Below are 13,953 nucleotides of genomic sequence, written 5' to 3' on the forward strand. Positions count from 1 at the left end.
GCGTATCGCGGTCTGTTGGAGTTCCTCCTCGCCCTCAACCCCGCCCTTGGGGAACTCCCAGTCCCCCGGGCGGCTCTTGAGGAGGAGGTACTCGCGCCGTCCGCGCGTATCCCGAAAGAGGATCGCGCCGGCGCTCGTCGCATCTACCGTCATTGCTGTTTATACCCCGTCGGTAGTTAAGAGAATATCGGAGTTCGGACATCCCGTCCTGCCGGCGGCTGAACGTTTAACCCGTGCGAATCGAACGGTACGGTATGGTCACCTCGCTCAAGGAACTCTATCACACGCTCCGACAGGTCCAATCCCTCGTCGCCGCCGAACGCGAGGGGTTCGACCTCGCCTCGCTCTCGCCCGCCGAACGCGTCGACCTCTGGCGTCGCGGGTTTCTCAGTCCCTCGGCCGCCCTCTACGAGTTCGAGCGCTACGGCTACGACGACTACCTCACCGACTACCAGCGCTACGTCAAGACGCGGGGTATCAACGGCCGCTTCGGCTACGCGCTCGACAACAAGTTGCTGACCTACGATGCGCTGAGCGGGTTTCCCGAGCACCTCCCCGCCCTCCACGGACTGGTTGAGAACGGCCGCCTCAGGTCGGTGTCGATCCGCGGAGAGCGGGGCCCGACTCGCCCGGTCGTCGAGTGGGTCGCCGACCGTCCGGTCGGGGAGACGGTCGTTCTGAAGTGGGTGCTCGGCGGCGGCGGGCACAACGTGTTCGTGCTCACGCGCACCGACGGGGGCTACCGGCTCAACGGCGAGGACGTCTCGCGGGCGGCGCTGGAGGATCGCCTCGGGGAGCTCGACGAGTACGTCGTCACCGGGTTTTCCGAGCAGGCGGCCTACGCCGACGGGATCTACCCCGAGGCGACCAACAGCGTCCGGGCGGTGACGATGTGGGATCCGGCCACGGACGAGCCCTTTCTCGCGCGGGCGGTTCACCGGATCGGCACCGACGAAACGAAACCGATGGACAACTGGACCCAGGGCGGGATCAGCGCGCCCATCGACGAGGACGGCGTGCTCGGGCGGGGCGCTCACTACCTCGCCGAGGGCGACCTCGAACGCCGCGAGACCCATCCCGACACCGGCGCGCGGATCGCGGGCGCCGCGGTCCCGGGCTGGGGGGCGGTCCGGGAGGAGCTGTTGGCCGTCGCGGATTCGGTTCCCCATCTCCCCTACGTCGGCTGGGATCTCGTAGTCACGGAAGACGGCGAGTTCGAGGTCATAGAGGCGAACAACTACCCCGGCGTGAAGTCCCTGCAGGTCCACGGACCGCTCTGTGCGGACGAGCGGGTCGAGCGGTTCTACCGCGCACACGGCGTGCGGTAAGTCGGACGACTTTTGATGCCTGCGGTCGACAGTAGTCGATAGACCCCATCCATGACCTTCGTCACGAAACTCACGCTCCAGAGCGGGGACCGGGCCGTACTCGAACGCGTCGTCGACGGGATCGCCACGACCGTCGAGCGAAAGGGCGCCGAGATGAAAGGGCCCCATCCGAGCCCACCCGAAACGCTCCACGTACCCCAGCACAAGCGGACTACCGGCGGCGAGAGCTTCGATCCGTGGTCCTACACCGTCTATACGCGCACCATCGAGATCGTCGGCCACGACGAGGTCGCCCGCGGCGTGATGGACCGGTCGTTGCCGTCGGGCGTCCACCTCGGCGTCGAGGTCGAACGGGTCCGCCCGCTCGGATCGAGCTAGATTAAGTAGTCCCCGGTTCTCGACTGGGGTATGAGCACTGACCACCTGATCGAGATCAGGCGTGACCTGCACCGCCACCCCGAACCCGCGTGGCGCGAGTTCTATACCACCTGCCGCATCGTCGAGGAACTCGAACGGATCGGCGTCTCCGATCTCTACGTCGGGCGCGACGCGATCGATACGGACGAGCGCTTGGCGGTTCCCGACTCCTCGGAACTCGTCGAGTGGTTCAACCGGGCACGAGAGGCCGGCGCGAAGGAGGACGTCCTCGAACGCCTCGACGGCGGCTACACCGGCTGTGTCGCCGTCATCGAGCGCGGCGAGGGCCCAACGATCGGCCTGCGGGTCGACATCGACGGGCTGCTACGCGGCGAGAGCGAGGCCGACGAGCACGTTCCCGCCGCGGAGGGCTTTCGCTCCGAGCACGAGGGCGCGATGCACGCCTGCGGGCACGACGCCCACGCGACCATCGGGCTTGGCGTGATCGAGGCGATCAAGGAAAGCGACTTTTCGGGCACGCTCAAGGTATTCTTCCAACCCGGCGAGGAGATGATCGCCGGCGGGAAGGCGATGGCAAAGAGCACGCACCTCGCCGACGTCGAGTACCTGTTGGCCCTTCACATCGGTCTGGATCACCCCACCGGCGAGGTCGTCGCGGGGATCGACGACTTCCTCGCGGTCTCGCACATCCATGCGGAGTTCTCGGGCGAACCCGCCCACGCCGGCGCCGAACCCGACGCCGGCGAGAACGCCGTCCAGGCGATGGCCGCCGCCGTTCAGAACCTCTATGCGATCCCGCGCCACCACGACGGGGCGACCCGAGTGAATGCGGGCCAGGTCGGCGGCGGCACCGCCTCGAACATCATCCCCGAGTCCGCCCACATCGAGGGCGAGGTCCGCGGGCAGACGACCGAACTGATGGAGTACATGCGAGAGCGCGCCGACCGCATACTGGAAGGTGCCGCCGCGATGCACGGCTGTGCGGTCGACATCGAGACGCGCGGCGAGGCCCCGAGCGCGAGAAGCGACGACGCGCTGGTCGAGGTCGTCGGCGCGGTCGCACGCACCACGCCGGGCGTCGAGACGGTCCTCGATCGCGATGCGCTGGGCGGCAGCGAGGACGCCACCTATCTCATGAGGGAGGTCCAGAAAAACGGCGGGTATGCCTCCTACGTCGGAATCGGTACCGACCACCCCGGCGGCCACCACACCGCGACGTTCGACGTCGACGAGGCGAGCATCGCCATCGGCATCGACGTGATCGGTCGAGCTATCGAGGAGATCGCGGCGACCCGCCCGTAGACGGCGGACTAGCGGACGAGGTTCGGGGACTGTAGAACGCGAAAACAGGGGATTGGAGTCGTTTCTACCGACCGATCACATGTAGCCGAGATCGCGTAGGCGCTCCATCAGGTCCTCCTTGTCCTGGGCGCGGCCCGCGCGCTCGGTGGTGTTGTCGAGGTCCTGGAGCCACGCCGGCTCCTCCTCGCTCTTCTCTGTGCTGATCTCGCTGCCGAGCGACCGGAAGCCCTCGAAGTACTTCGGCGAGATCGGGATATCGTCCTGGGAGATTCCCTCGGGGAGGTCGTCGTAGCTCTGGGGGACGTGGCCCTCCTCGGGGTAGCCCTCGACGGTCTCGGGCACGACGACGTACCAGAAGGCGTCCCAGACCGCCGCCTCGTCGAAATGCAGGATGGGCTGAATCCGATCGTGGGGCGGGTAGATCTCGGGGTCGTGACGCGGGCTGAAGAACGTCTCGTCGGCCCGGGCCTCCTGTTCGTCCCACCGAACACCGGAAATGACGCCGTCGATGTCGTTCTCCTCGAGGGCGTTGTTCAGTGCCACCGTCTTCAGCAGGTGGTTGCCGACGTAAGTGTCGAGCAGGAACGGGAAGGTCTCCTCCTCGTATTCGAGCAGGTCACGCACGTGATGGCGGTTCTGCTCGTTGAGCTCCTCGATTTCGATGTCGTCGCCGGGTTCCAGATCATTGGAATCGACGTACGCACCGACGTCGTCGTTGCGCGCGTAGATCACGTCGAGGTCCCACTGGTCGGCCCACTTCTCGACGAAATCGTGGATCTCGTCGAAGTGCTGGTAGTGGTCGATGAAGACGGCCGGGGGAACTTCCAGATCGAACTGCTCTGCGACCTCCTTGATGAAATAGAGAGTGAGCGTCGAGTCCTTGCCGCCGGTCCACATCACTGCGGGGCTCTCGTACTGTTCGAGCCCCCGTCGAGTGACCTCGATCGCCTTCTCGATCTTCGTATCGAGCGTCGGGTACTCCTCGGGCGCTTCGCCCTCGCCGTCGCTGTAGTCGACGTCCAAGTAGTCGGGAAATCCTTCGGGCATGGTGTACGCTAATGATATTTAATTAGGACGCACAAAGGGTTTACGACCCATCACGAGGTGTGGTGACGGGGTGCGTGATTACGAGATGAACTTGTTGTCGCGCCAGTTGATCCCGTTTGCGGGGGCGGTCTCCTTGCCGGGCCCCTCGACGACCTCGACGGTCGCGGGTCGTTTCTCGCCGTCGACGATCTTGGTCGCTTCGAGTTCGCCGTTTCGCTCGGCGATCGCCGTCAAGGTGCCCTTCTCCGCTTCCTGTGCGATCGCACAGAGCACCTCGAACATCGGAAACTGCAAGGCCGTGTTCTGGAGGACGGTCTCGCGGTCGCCCTTGAACGCGGCGAACTCGACGAGTTCCGAGGGAATCTCCTCTTCCTCCTCACCCCAGGCCGGGGGCGCACCCGGCCCGGTCTCGGGTTCTTCCTCGTAGACTCGGGTTTCCGCGACGCTCGCTTTCAGCTGGGCAGTGGGAGTGTACTTGCTCACCGCTCCCTCGCGGGCGACGGATTTGATGATGAGCGTGTTGTTTCGCCTCGTGATGTCGATGTCCTCGATCTCCTCCGGCAGCTCCGGGTCGGAGTCGAAGTACTCGGTGACATCCTCAAGGGGGAGTTCCAGCGTCGAGTGAAGTTGATATACGCGCCCTGACATTGTGTATGGATGGTTCTCTTCGGGTGGTTATCGATCCGTGGCTGCGCCCGTGCAACTGACAATAAGTGCTCCAGACATATATGGCCTTCCCCCACAAAAAGCTACTGCCTGCACTCCGTCGGGAGCTACTCGGCGTTCAGCGCCGCCGCGAGCTCGCCACGTTCGTCCATCTCGGCCAGGATATCGCTTCCGCCGATGAACTCGCCGTTCACGTAGGTCTGGGGCGTCGTCTCCCAGCCGCTGTGATCGGAGAGCGCCGCCCGGTACTCGTCGAGCGATTCGAGCGTATCGACGCACTCGACGTCCTCGCGGTGCTGGGTGATGAGGTCGAGCGCACGCTGTGAGAACCCACACTGGGGCATCAGCCGGTTGCCCTTCATGAACAGCACTACTTCGTTCTCCTCGATGGCGCTGTCGACTCGCTCGGTGACATCGTCCTGCGAGAGACCGCTGTTCGGTTGGAACGTCATACCCCTCGTAGGGAGCGAGCGGGGAAAGCGGTTTTCCTCCTATTCGTCACTACCGACGGGGATGACCTGCACCAGCGAGTAGACGGGAACGCCGTCGATCTCCTCGACGCCCTGTTTGTCCACGAGGACGACGCAGGCGACGGGCTCACCGCCCTGCTCGCGGATCGCGTGGATCGTCTCCTTCATCGTGGTGCCGCTCGTGATCGTGTCGTCGATCACGTAGCACTCGCGGTCGCGGATCGCTGCGAAGTTCCGCGAGAAGCTCCCGCCGAGTTCGTCCATGTCGCCCTCCTCCCACTGGTGTTTACGGGGCGCATAGGTACAGAGGTCCGTATCGAGCTCCCGGCCGACCATCGTCGCAAGCGGCGCGCCAGCCTTCTCGATCCCCACCGTGAGATCGATCTCCTCGCCCTGTTTCCCCAGGAGATCGGCCATCGCCCGCGAGACGTACGAGAGGCGGGCGCTGTCGCGCCCGACCGCACTCCAGTCGACGTGGATGTCGGCGGGCTTGCCGCGCGGTTCGGGTTCGGCGGGCGGTTCGGCCTGTCCGCTTCGCTCGACCAGCCAGCTCGCCGTCTCGCGCGAAACGTTCAGTTCGTCGGCGATCTCACCCTTCGAGAGGCCCCGCTCGGCCAGCTCGGCGGCGCTCTCGATCAGGTCGTCAACGTTCTTCATACGCGGAGAATTCGACGGCCGTTTTTATAGTCGTATCGTCATCCGCGAACGCCGCCTCCCAGTCGTCGAGTCCGTGAACGCCGGTCACCAGCGAGTCCAGAAATTCGTCGGGTAGCGAGGCGAGGCTGTCGCTTGCGGCCTCGAAGTGGCTCACGCCCGAGTTGACGCTCCCCACCAGCGCCTTGTTGTGGAGGACGAGCTCCTCGTGGAGTCGTCCCCCATCTATCTCGAACTCCCAGGCCTCGGGGACTCCCAATAGCGCACCGACGCCGTTGGGCGCGAGCGCGTCGATCGTCTGGAAGGCGTGTTTCGCGTAGCCCGTCGCCTCGTAGACCAGATCCATCCCCTCGTACTCGGTAGGGAGTTCGTCGACGGGCGTTTCGCGCGAATCGACGTAGGTCGCGCCCAGCTCCTCGATGATCTCGATGGTTGGATCCGGGCGATCGCGCCGGCCTACGCAGTACGTACGGTCGAAGGGATGAGTATGGACGAACATCGCCAGCGTGAGCAGTCCCAGACTCCCGTTGCCGAGCACGGCGGCGCTCTCGGGGTTCCACTCGAAGGCCGACCGCGAGGCGACGGCGTGTTCGAGGGCCTTCTCGGTGATGCTGATGGGTTCGATCAGAAAACCCAGTGGAGCCTGCTCGGCGGGGATCCGAACGAGGTACTCAGCGGGGCTCGTGAAGTACTCGGCCATGAACCCGTGGGCGCCGACGATGCCGCGCTCGTAGTACTTCCCCTCGGGGGCCATGTCCGGTTCGCCACGTTCGAAGTACTCGTTCTCGCCGTTCGGCGGCCGTCGGACCGTCGGCACCACGACGTCGCCCGCCTCGTACTCCGTTCCGTTGGGGTCCTCGACGACCCCGACGGCCTCATGGCCGAGCACGAGATGATCCTCGCCCTCGGGAAACTCCCCATGGCCCCCCTCGAGTACCTCCCGATCGGTCCCGTCGACCCCCACCCGCAGGGTTCGAACCAGTACCTCGCCGGCCTCGGGTTCGGGTTCCGGGATGTCGATCACGCTCGGCTCGTGCTCGCCCTTTCGAACCGCCAGTGCATCCATACCGATCGATAGGAGACGAAGGAACAAAGTGTTTATTCTATTTCGAGTAAATAATTTATTTGGTGACTCGCGATACTCGTCCGGAACGCGGTGTCGAGATACGCACGTACGCTTTTTGCGCTCGGGGAATCAGCGGAGGTATGGAACGATACGATCAGCTCTACCGTCTCTACAGCGAGTTTCCCGCCGACACGCTGAAGGCGTATCAGGACCTCGTCGACCTGTTTCCACCCGTCGACTCGCGGGTCGCCCTCGAACACTGGCAGCGCGCAAGCGAGGAGTTGGAACGGCGCAAGTCAGCGATCCACGAGGGGTTCGACGACGGGACGTTCTACGCGGAGATCGCAGCCCGTGCGACCCGCCAGCAGGCGTTTACCGCCCTCGACCTGTACTCGAAGTACGAGCAGGCGGTGAACGTCTTCGTACTGGACGTCGACGAGACGCTGCGGTCTGCGGGCAACACCGACAACGAGATCCCGAGGGAGACGCTGTCGTTGCTGACGGAGTTCCACGAGGCAGGAGTCCCGATCGTGATCTGCACCGGTCAGACTTTGGAGAACGTCAAGGGGTTCATGATCCAGGGGCTGGGCAGCGAACTCGTCCACTCGGGGCAGCTCTCGATCGTCTACGAGGCCGGTACGGGCGTGTTCACGCCGGGCCACGGCGCCGACACCAAGCACCTGCTGTACGAGGAGCTCGACGAGGAAATCGTCTCGGTGTTCGATTACGTGCGCTCGCGCGTGCTCCGGGAGGCTCCCGAGGAGCTCCGCCGGGGCTGTCACCTGCAGGGCAACGAGTTCAACGTCACGCTGAAACCCAACTTCGAGATCGGCTCCGATCGAGCAGTCGAGATCATCGACCAAGGGCTTGTCTACGAACTCGACCTGCTGGGCGAAGCCGTCGCCGAGATCGTCGACGACGACGTCGACCCTGAGGTCGCCGGCGAGGTCGCCCGTGCGTTCTACGCCGACAGCGATCCCGAGATCCACGACGTGCTCGCGGACCACGAAAGATCCGACCCCGTGAATGTTCCCGAGACGGTCGTGGACCTCTTCGAGCGCATCGATGTCGCCTACTACGAGGGTGACGCCGCCGAGGTCGGGTCCCTCGAACTGAACAAGGTGGTCGGCGTCGAGACCGCACTGAACGTACTGGGGATCGGCGACCCGTTCGCACTGGTGATGGGCGATTCGAAGAGCGACCTCCGGTTGATGGACTGGGTCGCCGAAAACGACTCGGGACTCGGTGCCGCACCCGAGCACGCCTCCGCGGACGTCCTCTCGTTCGTCCGAGAGACGGACGAACTCGTCTTCGACCGGGGACGCGCGGCGGACATGCTACGGACGGTCTACGCACTCAACCGGCTGGCGGCGCTCGAGTAGCACTCACCGTCGGAACCGAGGACGGCAGAACACGGGACACGAAAAGCCGCCGTCGGGCATCACCCCGCGGCGGTTGCGGATTCGAATCGATCACACATGGCGGTCAAATCGGTTCGAGGCAACGGATCGTACATCAGGAGTCGTTCGTTTCAGTTTGTGTCATACCATATCATAGGATTTCCACAACCGCTAATAAAGATGGTGTATGAACAGTAATGTAGTTCTGTAATGCCCTAATACACTATAATATCTCGTATCGGTTGGTCAATACACAGATGAGATCCCAGGCGATCAGCGAGCGTTTGATCAGGTCTCAGCGGCCGTCGAGGGCGTCCATCGCCCCTTTCGTGTCGACGACGGTCGCGAACTCGTCGTGGAGGTGGGCAAGCGCGGTCCGGTGCATCTCGTCGGCGGAGAAGTGTTCGCCCCCGGGACCGTCACGTTCGAACGTCGCCGTGGCATCGGAGACGACGGTGGCGTCGAATCCGAGGTTTTCGGCCGTTCTCGTGGTGGTAGAGACGCAGTGGTCGGTGGTGAGACCGACGACGACGACGCCTTCGTGACCGCGCTCGCGGAGCCACGACTCCAACTCCGCTCGCTCCCGGACAGTTCGATCCCCCTTACAGGAGTTTGATTGGATCCGGGAATACACGATCGTTCAGCCCAGTTCTATCGGATTAGTTACCGAGTAAGAACAACAGTAGGCGGGAAACTGTAGCCGATGCGTTCGAATATAGCGATCGAACTACCGACGACAGGCCGTCGTTTCCGATTCTGTTACAATTATATAGCTACAGTTGGCAGTACCGAGAGTGTCGTTTCGTAGAACGATCACGGTAACGAGGTAATACAATGGAAACGGAACTGTTCGGGGTGTTCGGGGGTGGATTCGACGGGATCCGCGATCCGGAGGAGTTCGACCGCGTCTGCTCGTCGTCGTCGCTAACCGTCGGGATCCACGATTCGGATCTGGGTGCTCCCCATCGAAGCGCCGCCCACGAGGACGACCGGGGCTGCTGCGTTATCTGGGGGGAAGTGTACCTCCCTGACGGGTCCGAAAACGCCGCCCGCTGGGTGCTCGAACGCTATCGTGCGGAGGGCCAAGCGGCGATCGAGGCGCTCAACGGCTCGTATCTGGTCGCGATCGATACCGGTGAGGAGGTCGCCGTCTACACCGACCCGATACGCTCGTGGGAGTGTTTCTACACCGACGCGTCCGGTCCACGGGTCTTCGGAACGGACGCCGCGGCCGTCTGTCGGACGGCTCACGAACTCTCGCTCGAGCGCGACTCGCTGTTCGAACTCGCACACATCAGCGTCGTCCTCGACGACCGCACCCTCGTCGAGGAGGTCGCACGCACTCCGTTCGACGGCGTCCTCCGTCCGGAGGGGACCGAGCGCCTCGACCGGTTCGTCTACCGACCCCGTGAGTTCGACTACGCGGGCGAACTCGCCGATCGACTCCAACGGGCGCTCTCGCGTCGCGCCGACCTCAAGGGGACGAAGGGTCTGCTGTTGGGAGCGGGCTACGACTCACGAACGCTGCTCGCGGGGATCCCCGGGATCGAACACTGTTACACCGTCGGGTCGGAGAGCTCCGCCGAGGCTCGCGTCGCGAAGAAACTCGCCGAGCAGTACGGCGCGACCCACCGAACCCTCCCCGTAGACGGCTCGTATTTCGTCACCGACATCGACACGGTTCGCTACACCAACGGGATCGACGAATCGATCCACATCCACCAGCGCGGGATCGAGCAGATCGCGAACGACGACGTGATGTACCACGGCTGGGCGATCGACTCGTTGCTGAAGGAGTTCTTCGTCCAAAAAAAGCGCGTCGGCGCGTTCGGCAAGTCGATCAAGCTCTCGGCGCTCCCCGAGGAACCCGACGCGCTGGCGTTTCTCACCGACCGGAAACTCGGAATCATGCCCGACAGCGCCTCGCTGCTCGCCGAGTGTGACTCGGGCGACCCCGACGAGATCGAACGCCGACTCGAACGCGAACTCGACCGGTGTCGCGAGCGCTGTACCCGCGATCACGACCTCCCGAGCGTCTTCGGGATCAAGAACCTCCCCTCGAAGTCCTTTCGAGCCCATCTGGCCGATCGCTTCACCGAGTCGTTCGTCTGTGCCGACAGCGAACTGCTCGACTGGCACCTCTCGACGCCACCCGAGTACCGCAGCACGGAGACGTTCCTCGATGCGATCCAACAGATAGACCCGAACATCCTCCAGTATCGTCCGCCCGACCGTCCCCGGACGAGTTCGCTGTTGAACCAGATCGAAGGGTTCTGCCGTCGCAACCTCCCCTTTCTTCCCTTCGACAGCCCCTGGCCCGACCGGCGGTCGATCTATCGGGAGTACGACCTCGACGGACAGCTCCTGTCCGACTCGCCGTCGCTTCACCCCTGTAGCGTCCGGCTCAAACTGCGGGTCCACGACGTCGAGACCTGGCTCAATGCGCTCGCCGGCGAGGACACGATCACTCCACAGGAGGTCGTCTGTCCGCCCGAGTCCCGGCGAATCACCCCCGAACCGAAAACTACCAGCCGTTAAGGGGCTGGCCGGCGACCATCCTGTATGCACACCGGATCCGCGGACCCGCTGTCGCTGCAGGGCGTGATCCCGCCGACGATCACCGTCTTCGACGACGACGAGGAGGTCGACTACGAACGAACCGCCGACCACGCGCGCTACGTCGTCGACGGCGGCGCCCACGGCGTGTTCCCGCTCGGCACGAACGGCGAGTTTCCCCTCCTAACGGGCGAGGAGCGAGCGGGCGTCGTCGAGGCCGTCGTCGAGGAGATCGACGAGGTCCCCGTGATCGCGGGCGTCGGCGCGCCGAGCACCTACGAGACCGTCGAGCACGCCGAACACGCTGAACGGGTCGGTGCCGACGGAATCGTCGTCGTCACGCCGTACTACTATCCGCTGGACGGTGAGGCCGCGCTGAACCACTACCGACGCGTGGCGGAGGCGGTCGACCTTCCGATATATGTCTACCACATCCCCAGCAAGACGGGCAACGCCCTCTCGCTCGAAACGCTCGATGCGCTCGCCGAAATCGAGAACCTCGCCGGCGTGAAGGACTCGAGCAAGGACGTCCCGTGGCTCGCCCAGGCGATCGACGCCCACCCCGAACTCACCTTTCTGGCTGGCTCGGACTCGCTTCTGTTCCCGGGTCTGGAGATCGGTTGCTCCGGTATGGTCAGCGCCGTCGCGAACGTCTTTCCCGACCTGGTCGTCGACCTCTTCGAGGCCTACGACGACGGTGACGAAGAGCGCGCCCGAGAGCTCCAGAGCGACGTCTACGACGTGCGCGACGCGATCAAGTACGGCTCGTACATGGCCGGCGTCAAGAGTGCGCTTCCCCACGTCGACTTCGAGGCCGGCCCGCTTCGCAGCCCGCTGCGGACGATGGACGAGGAGAGCGAGGCGGCAATGGTGTCGGACCTCGAAGAACTCGACCTACTATAACCCCGGTCCCGCCGGCGCGTAGGACTGGTCACGCGCGACGACCGTCTCCGGCTCGAACCTGACCAGCCGGTAGCGCTCGCTCCGCTCGAAGACGGCGTGAAACCGTCCGTCCCAGCCCTCCTCGCGACCGAGATACCGCCGGAACAGCCGTTTTGTCCTCCCGGGATCGAACGCCTCAATGCTTGCCGTCCCGCGCATGCCGACGTGTTGGACCAGTCCTCGAGACGCGTCGAAGTCGACGACCGCGAGCGCGGTCCGCGGATCCGATTCGATCCGCCCCGGATAGCTCTTCAGGTCGGGATTGACGGTGATCCAGACCGCCCCGTCCTCCCAGAGGTACCACAGCGGCGAGACGCGGGGACCCTCGGGCGAGGCGGTCGCGAGAAAGCAAAAGAGCGGGCGGGCGAGAAAGGTCTCGAGATCGGCCGCCAGCGTGTCTTCGACGAGTTCCATACGACGAGTCGGTACGCCGCCGCCTTGAAAGTGTGACTCCGAGCGCCTAGGGTCGCTTCAGTGCGCCCTCGGCGTCGAAGAGGCTGTGGCTGTCCTTGGGCTCGCCGGGGTGTTCGCGGGCGGCCTCGGCGTCGAACTCGACGCCCAGTCCGGGTTTATCGGGAACTTCGAGGGTACCGTCTTCGACCTCGAAGTCGTGTTTGACGATCTCGTCGCCCCACGGGACGTCCCGGCTCATGTGTTCGAGCACTTCGAGGTTCTCGATGCCCGCACAGAGGTGCAGCGCCGCCGCCGTCGAGACGCCCGCGTTGGGGTTGTGCGGCGCGAAGGTCATGTAGCGGGACTTCGCCATCGCGGCGGCATGCTGGAGCTCCTGGATGCTGCCGTAGTTGGTGACGTCGGGCTGAACGATGTCACAGGCCTGCGTGCGGATCAGGTCGGCCATCGTCTCGTTGTTATAGATGCGCTCGCCGGTCGCGACGGGCATGTTCACCTGTTTCGTGATCTCGGACATCACCTGGCGGTCCTCCAGTTCAACCGGCTCCTCGAGGAACATGATGTCGTACTCCTCCAACCCGTTCGCGACCTCGATCGCACCCCGGCGCGAGAACCGGCCGTGACAGTCGAGCGCGATGCCGACGTCCCAGCCGACGGCCTCCCGGACGGCCTCCAGCAGGTCGGCGACCTCCCCGATCTGGTCGTCGGTAAGCGAGTACTCGTAGTGGGCGAAGGGGTCGCATTTCAGTGCGGGATACTCCTGTTCCTCGACGGCTTTCTCTGCGTGGTGTGCGTAGTTCTCGGGGGTGCGCTCGCCGATGTGCCAGCCGTTCGCATACACTGGAATCTCGTCGTGGATCTTCCCGCCGAGGAGCTTCCAGACGGGTTCGCCGTAGTATTTCCCCGCGATGTCGAGCAACGCGATGTCGAAGGCGTTCGCGACGGCGTTGATGAGCTTGCCCGCGCGCCACGCGAAGGGGTCCCGGCGGAGCCGACGGCTGATCGCCTTGCGGTTGAGCGGATCCTCGCCGATGAGGTAGTGTTTGTGCGCGTCGGCGGTCGCCTCGAGCGCGGCGGTCAGTCCCTCGCCCGAGAGCGCCTCTCCGACGCCGCTTACCCCCTCGTCGGTGTGGACCTGGACGAAGAACCAGTTTCGCCAGTCGGCGTCGACGACGAACGTCTCGACTTCGGTGATCTCCATGATCGGGGATCCATGCGAACCCTCATACCGGTTTCGAATCCCCCATTGTTTTGGCGATGAGGGGACTCCTGGAGGTATGGTTCGTGACTACCGACAACTACACGACCCCAATGCCGAGTACACGATGCGGGAGCTCTCGGCCGATACGATGGGACTTGCCGCCAAACGCGAGGGCGGGCGCGACGTCCGAATCACCGACGTCCAGACGACGATGGTCGACGGGAACTTCCCGTGGACCCTCGTCAGGATCTACACCGACGCGGGTATCGTCGGTACCGGCGAGGCCTACTGGGGTGCGGGCATCCCCGAGCTCATCGATCGGATGGCACCGTTTCTCGTCGGGGAGAACCCGCTCGACATCGATCGGCTCTACGAGCACCTGATCCAGAAGATGTCCGGTGAGGGCTCGATCGCGGGCGCGACCGTCAGCGCCGTTTCGGGGATCGAGGTCGCGCTCCACGACGTGGCAGGCAAGATCCTCGACGTACCAGCCTACCAGCTTCTCGGCGGCAAGTACCGCGACGAGGTTCGC

14 protein-coding genes and 2 pseudogenes are annotated in these 13,953 nt (G+C 64.4%); 7 read left to right on the forward strand and 9 right to left on the reverse strand.

The window, feature by feature from the left end; all coding sequences use genetic code 11:
- A partial coding sequence (locus EAO80_RS14130; protein WP_122090521.1) for an NUDIX domain-containing protein occupies positions 1-153 on the reverse strand: 153 nt, incomplete at its 3' end.
- A gap of 101 nt (positions 154-254) precedes the next feature.
- Here EAO80_RS14130 and EAO80_RS14135 point away from each other — a divergent pair.
- The 3 genes from EAO80_RS14135 to EAO80_RS14145 are packed head-to-tail and all read left to right on the forward strand — an operon-like array spanning position 255 to position 3,008.
- Entirely contained in the window at positions 255-1,328 is a 1,074-nt protein-coding gene (locus EAO80_RS14135) for a sugar-transfer associated ATP-grasp domain-containing protein (RefSeq protein ID WP_122090522.1), read from the forward strand.
- Between the two features lie 51 nt (positions 1,329-1,379).
- The gene (locus tag EAO80_RS14140; protein ID WP_122090523.1) at positions 1,380-1,706 is read left to right on the forward strand and encodes an uS10/mL48 family ribosomal protein; all 327 of its coding nucleotides are present in this window, start codon (positions 1,380-1,382) and stop codon (positions 1,704-1,706) included.
- Positions 1,707-1,736: 30 nt separating this feature from the next.
- Entirely contained in the window at positions 1,737-3,008 is a 1,272-nt protein-coding gene (locus EAO80_RS14145; RefSeq protein WP_122090524.1) for an amidohydrolase, read from the forward strand.
- 75 nt (positions 3,009-3,083) lie between these two features.
- On the opposite strand, the gene EAO80_RS14150 is transcribed toward EAO80_RS14145, so the two are convergent.
- The 5 genes from EAO80_RS14150 to EAO80_RS14170 form a co-directional block, all read right to left on the reverse strand.
- Positions 3,084-4,055 (reverse strand): phosphoadenosine phosphosulfate reductase family protein, encoded by a 972-nt coding sequence (locus EAO80_RS14150; RefSeq protein WP_122090525.1) that lies wholly within the window; start codon positions 4,053-4,055, stop codon positions 3,084-3,086.
- Between the two features lie 78 nt (positions 4,056-4,133).
- A complete protein-coding gene (locus EAO80_RS14155; protein ID WP_122090526.1) occupies positions 4,134-4,703 on the reverse strand; it encodes a DUF7110 family protein in 570 nt (189 codons plus the stop codon).
- A 125-nt stretch (positions 4,704-4,828) separates the two neighbouring features.
- The gene (locus tag EAO80_RS14160) at positions 4,829-5,173 is read right to left on the reverse strand and encodes a glutaredoxin family protein (RefSeq protein WP_122090527.1); all 345 of its coding nucleotides are present in this window, start codon (positions 5,171-5,173) and stop codon (positions 4,829-4,831) included.
- Between the two features lie 39 nt (positions 5,174-5,212).
- Positions 5,213-5,848, reverse strand: coding sequence for a transcriptional regulator GfcR (gene gfcR / locus EAO80_RS14165; RefSeq protein ID WP_122090528.1), 636 nt, complete (start codon positions 5,846-5,848; stop codon positions 5,213-5,215).
- The gene (locus tag EAO80_RS14170; protein ID WP_122090529.1) at positions 5,835-6,911 is read right to left on the reverse strand and encodes a glucose 1-dehydrogenase; all 1,077 of its coding nucleotides are present in this window, start codon (positions 6,909-6,911) and stop codon (positions 5,835-5,837) included. The genes gfcR and EAO80_RS14170 overlap by 14 nt, the downstream gene beginning before the upstream one ends.
- A 140-nt stretch (positions 6,912-7,051) precedes the next feature.
- On the opposite strand from EAO80_RS14170, the gene EAO80_RS14175 reads away from it, so the two are divergent.
- On the forward strand, positions 7,052-8,293 hold the full coding sequence (locus EAO80_RS14175) for an HAD family hydrolase (RefSeq protein ID WP_122090530.1): 1,242 nt from the start codon (positions 7,052-7,054) through the stop codon (positions 8,291-8,293).
- A gap of 313 nt (positions 8,294-8,606) precedes the next feature.
- Here the strand turns inward: EAO80_RS14175 and EAO80_RS14180 are convergent.
- Positions 8,607-8,885: pseudogene (locus EAO80_RS14180) on the reverse strand (cysteine hydrolase family protein); the annotation flags it as partial.
- A 260-nt stretch (positions 8,886-9,145) separates the two neighbouring features.
- Between EAO80_RS14180 and EAO80_RS14185 the strand changes: the two are divergent.
- Both EAO80_RS14185 and EAO80_RS14190 read left to right on the forward strand, forming a co-directional pair.
- Positions 9,146-10,849, forward strand: coding sequence for a hypothetical protein (locus tag EAO80_RS14185; protein WP_122090531.1), 1,704 nt, complete (start codon positions 9,146-9,148; stop codon positions 10,847-10,849).
- 24 nt (positions 10,850-10,873) lie between these two features.
- Complete coding sequence (locus EAO80_RS14190; RefSeq protein WP_122090532.1) at positions 10,874-11,770, forward strand: dihydrodipicolinate synthase family protein; 897 nt, start codon at positions 10,874-10,876, stop codon at positions 11,768-11,770.
- Here EAO80_RS14190 and EAO80_RS14195 read toward each other — a convergent pair.
- Together EAO80_RS14195 and EAO80_RS14200 are read right to left on the reverse strand one after the other, a co-directional pair.
- A complete protein-coding gene (locus EAO80_RS14195) occupies positions 11,765-12,223 on the reverse strand; it encodes a pyridoxamine 5'-phosphate oxidase family protein (protein WP_122090533.1) in 459 nt (152 codons plus the stop codon). The genes EAO80_RS14190 and EAO80_RS14195 overlap by 6 nt on opposite strands.
- Before the next feature lie 46 nt (positions 12,224-12,269).
- Complete coding sequence (locus tag EAO80_RS14200) at positions 12,270-13,421, reverse strand: mandelate racemase/muconate lactonizing enzyme family protein (RefSeq protein ID WP_122090534.1); 1,152 nt, start codon at positions 13,419-13,421, stop codon at positions 12,270-12,272.
- Positions 13,422-13,497: 76 nt separating this feature from the next.
- Between EAO80_RS14200 and EAO80_RS14205 the strand changes: the two are divergent.
- A pseudogene (locus EAO80_RS14205) lies at positions 13,498-13,953 on the forward strand (mandelate racemase/muconate lactonizing enzyme family protein); the annotation flags it as partial.

The organism is Halalkalicoccus subterraneus (genome assembly GCF_003697815.1).
GTDB lineage: Archaea > Halobacteriota > Halobacteria > Halobacteriales > Halalkalicoccaceae > Halalkalicoccus > Halalkalicoccus subterraneus.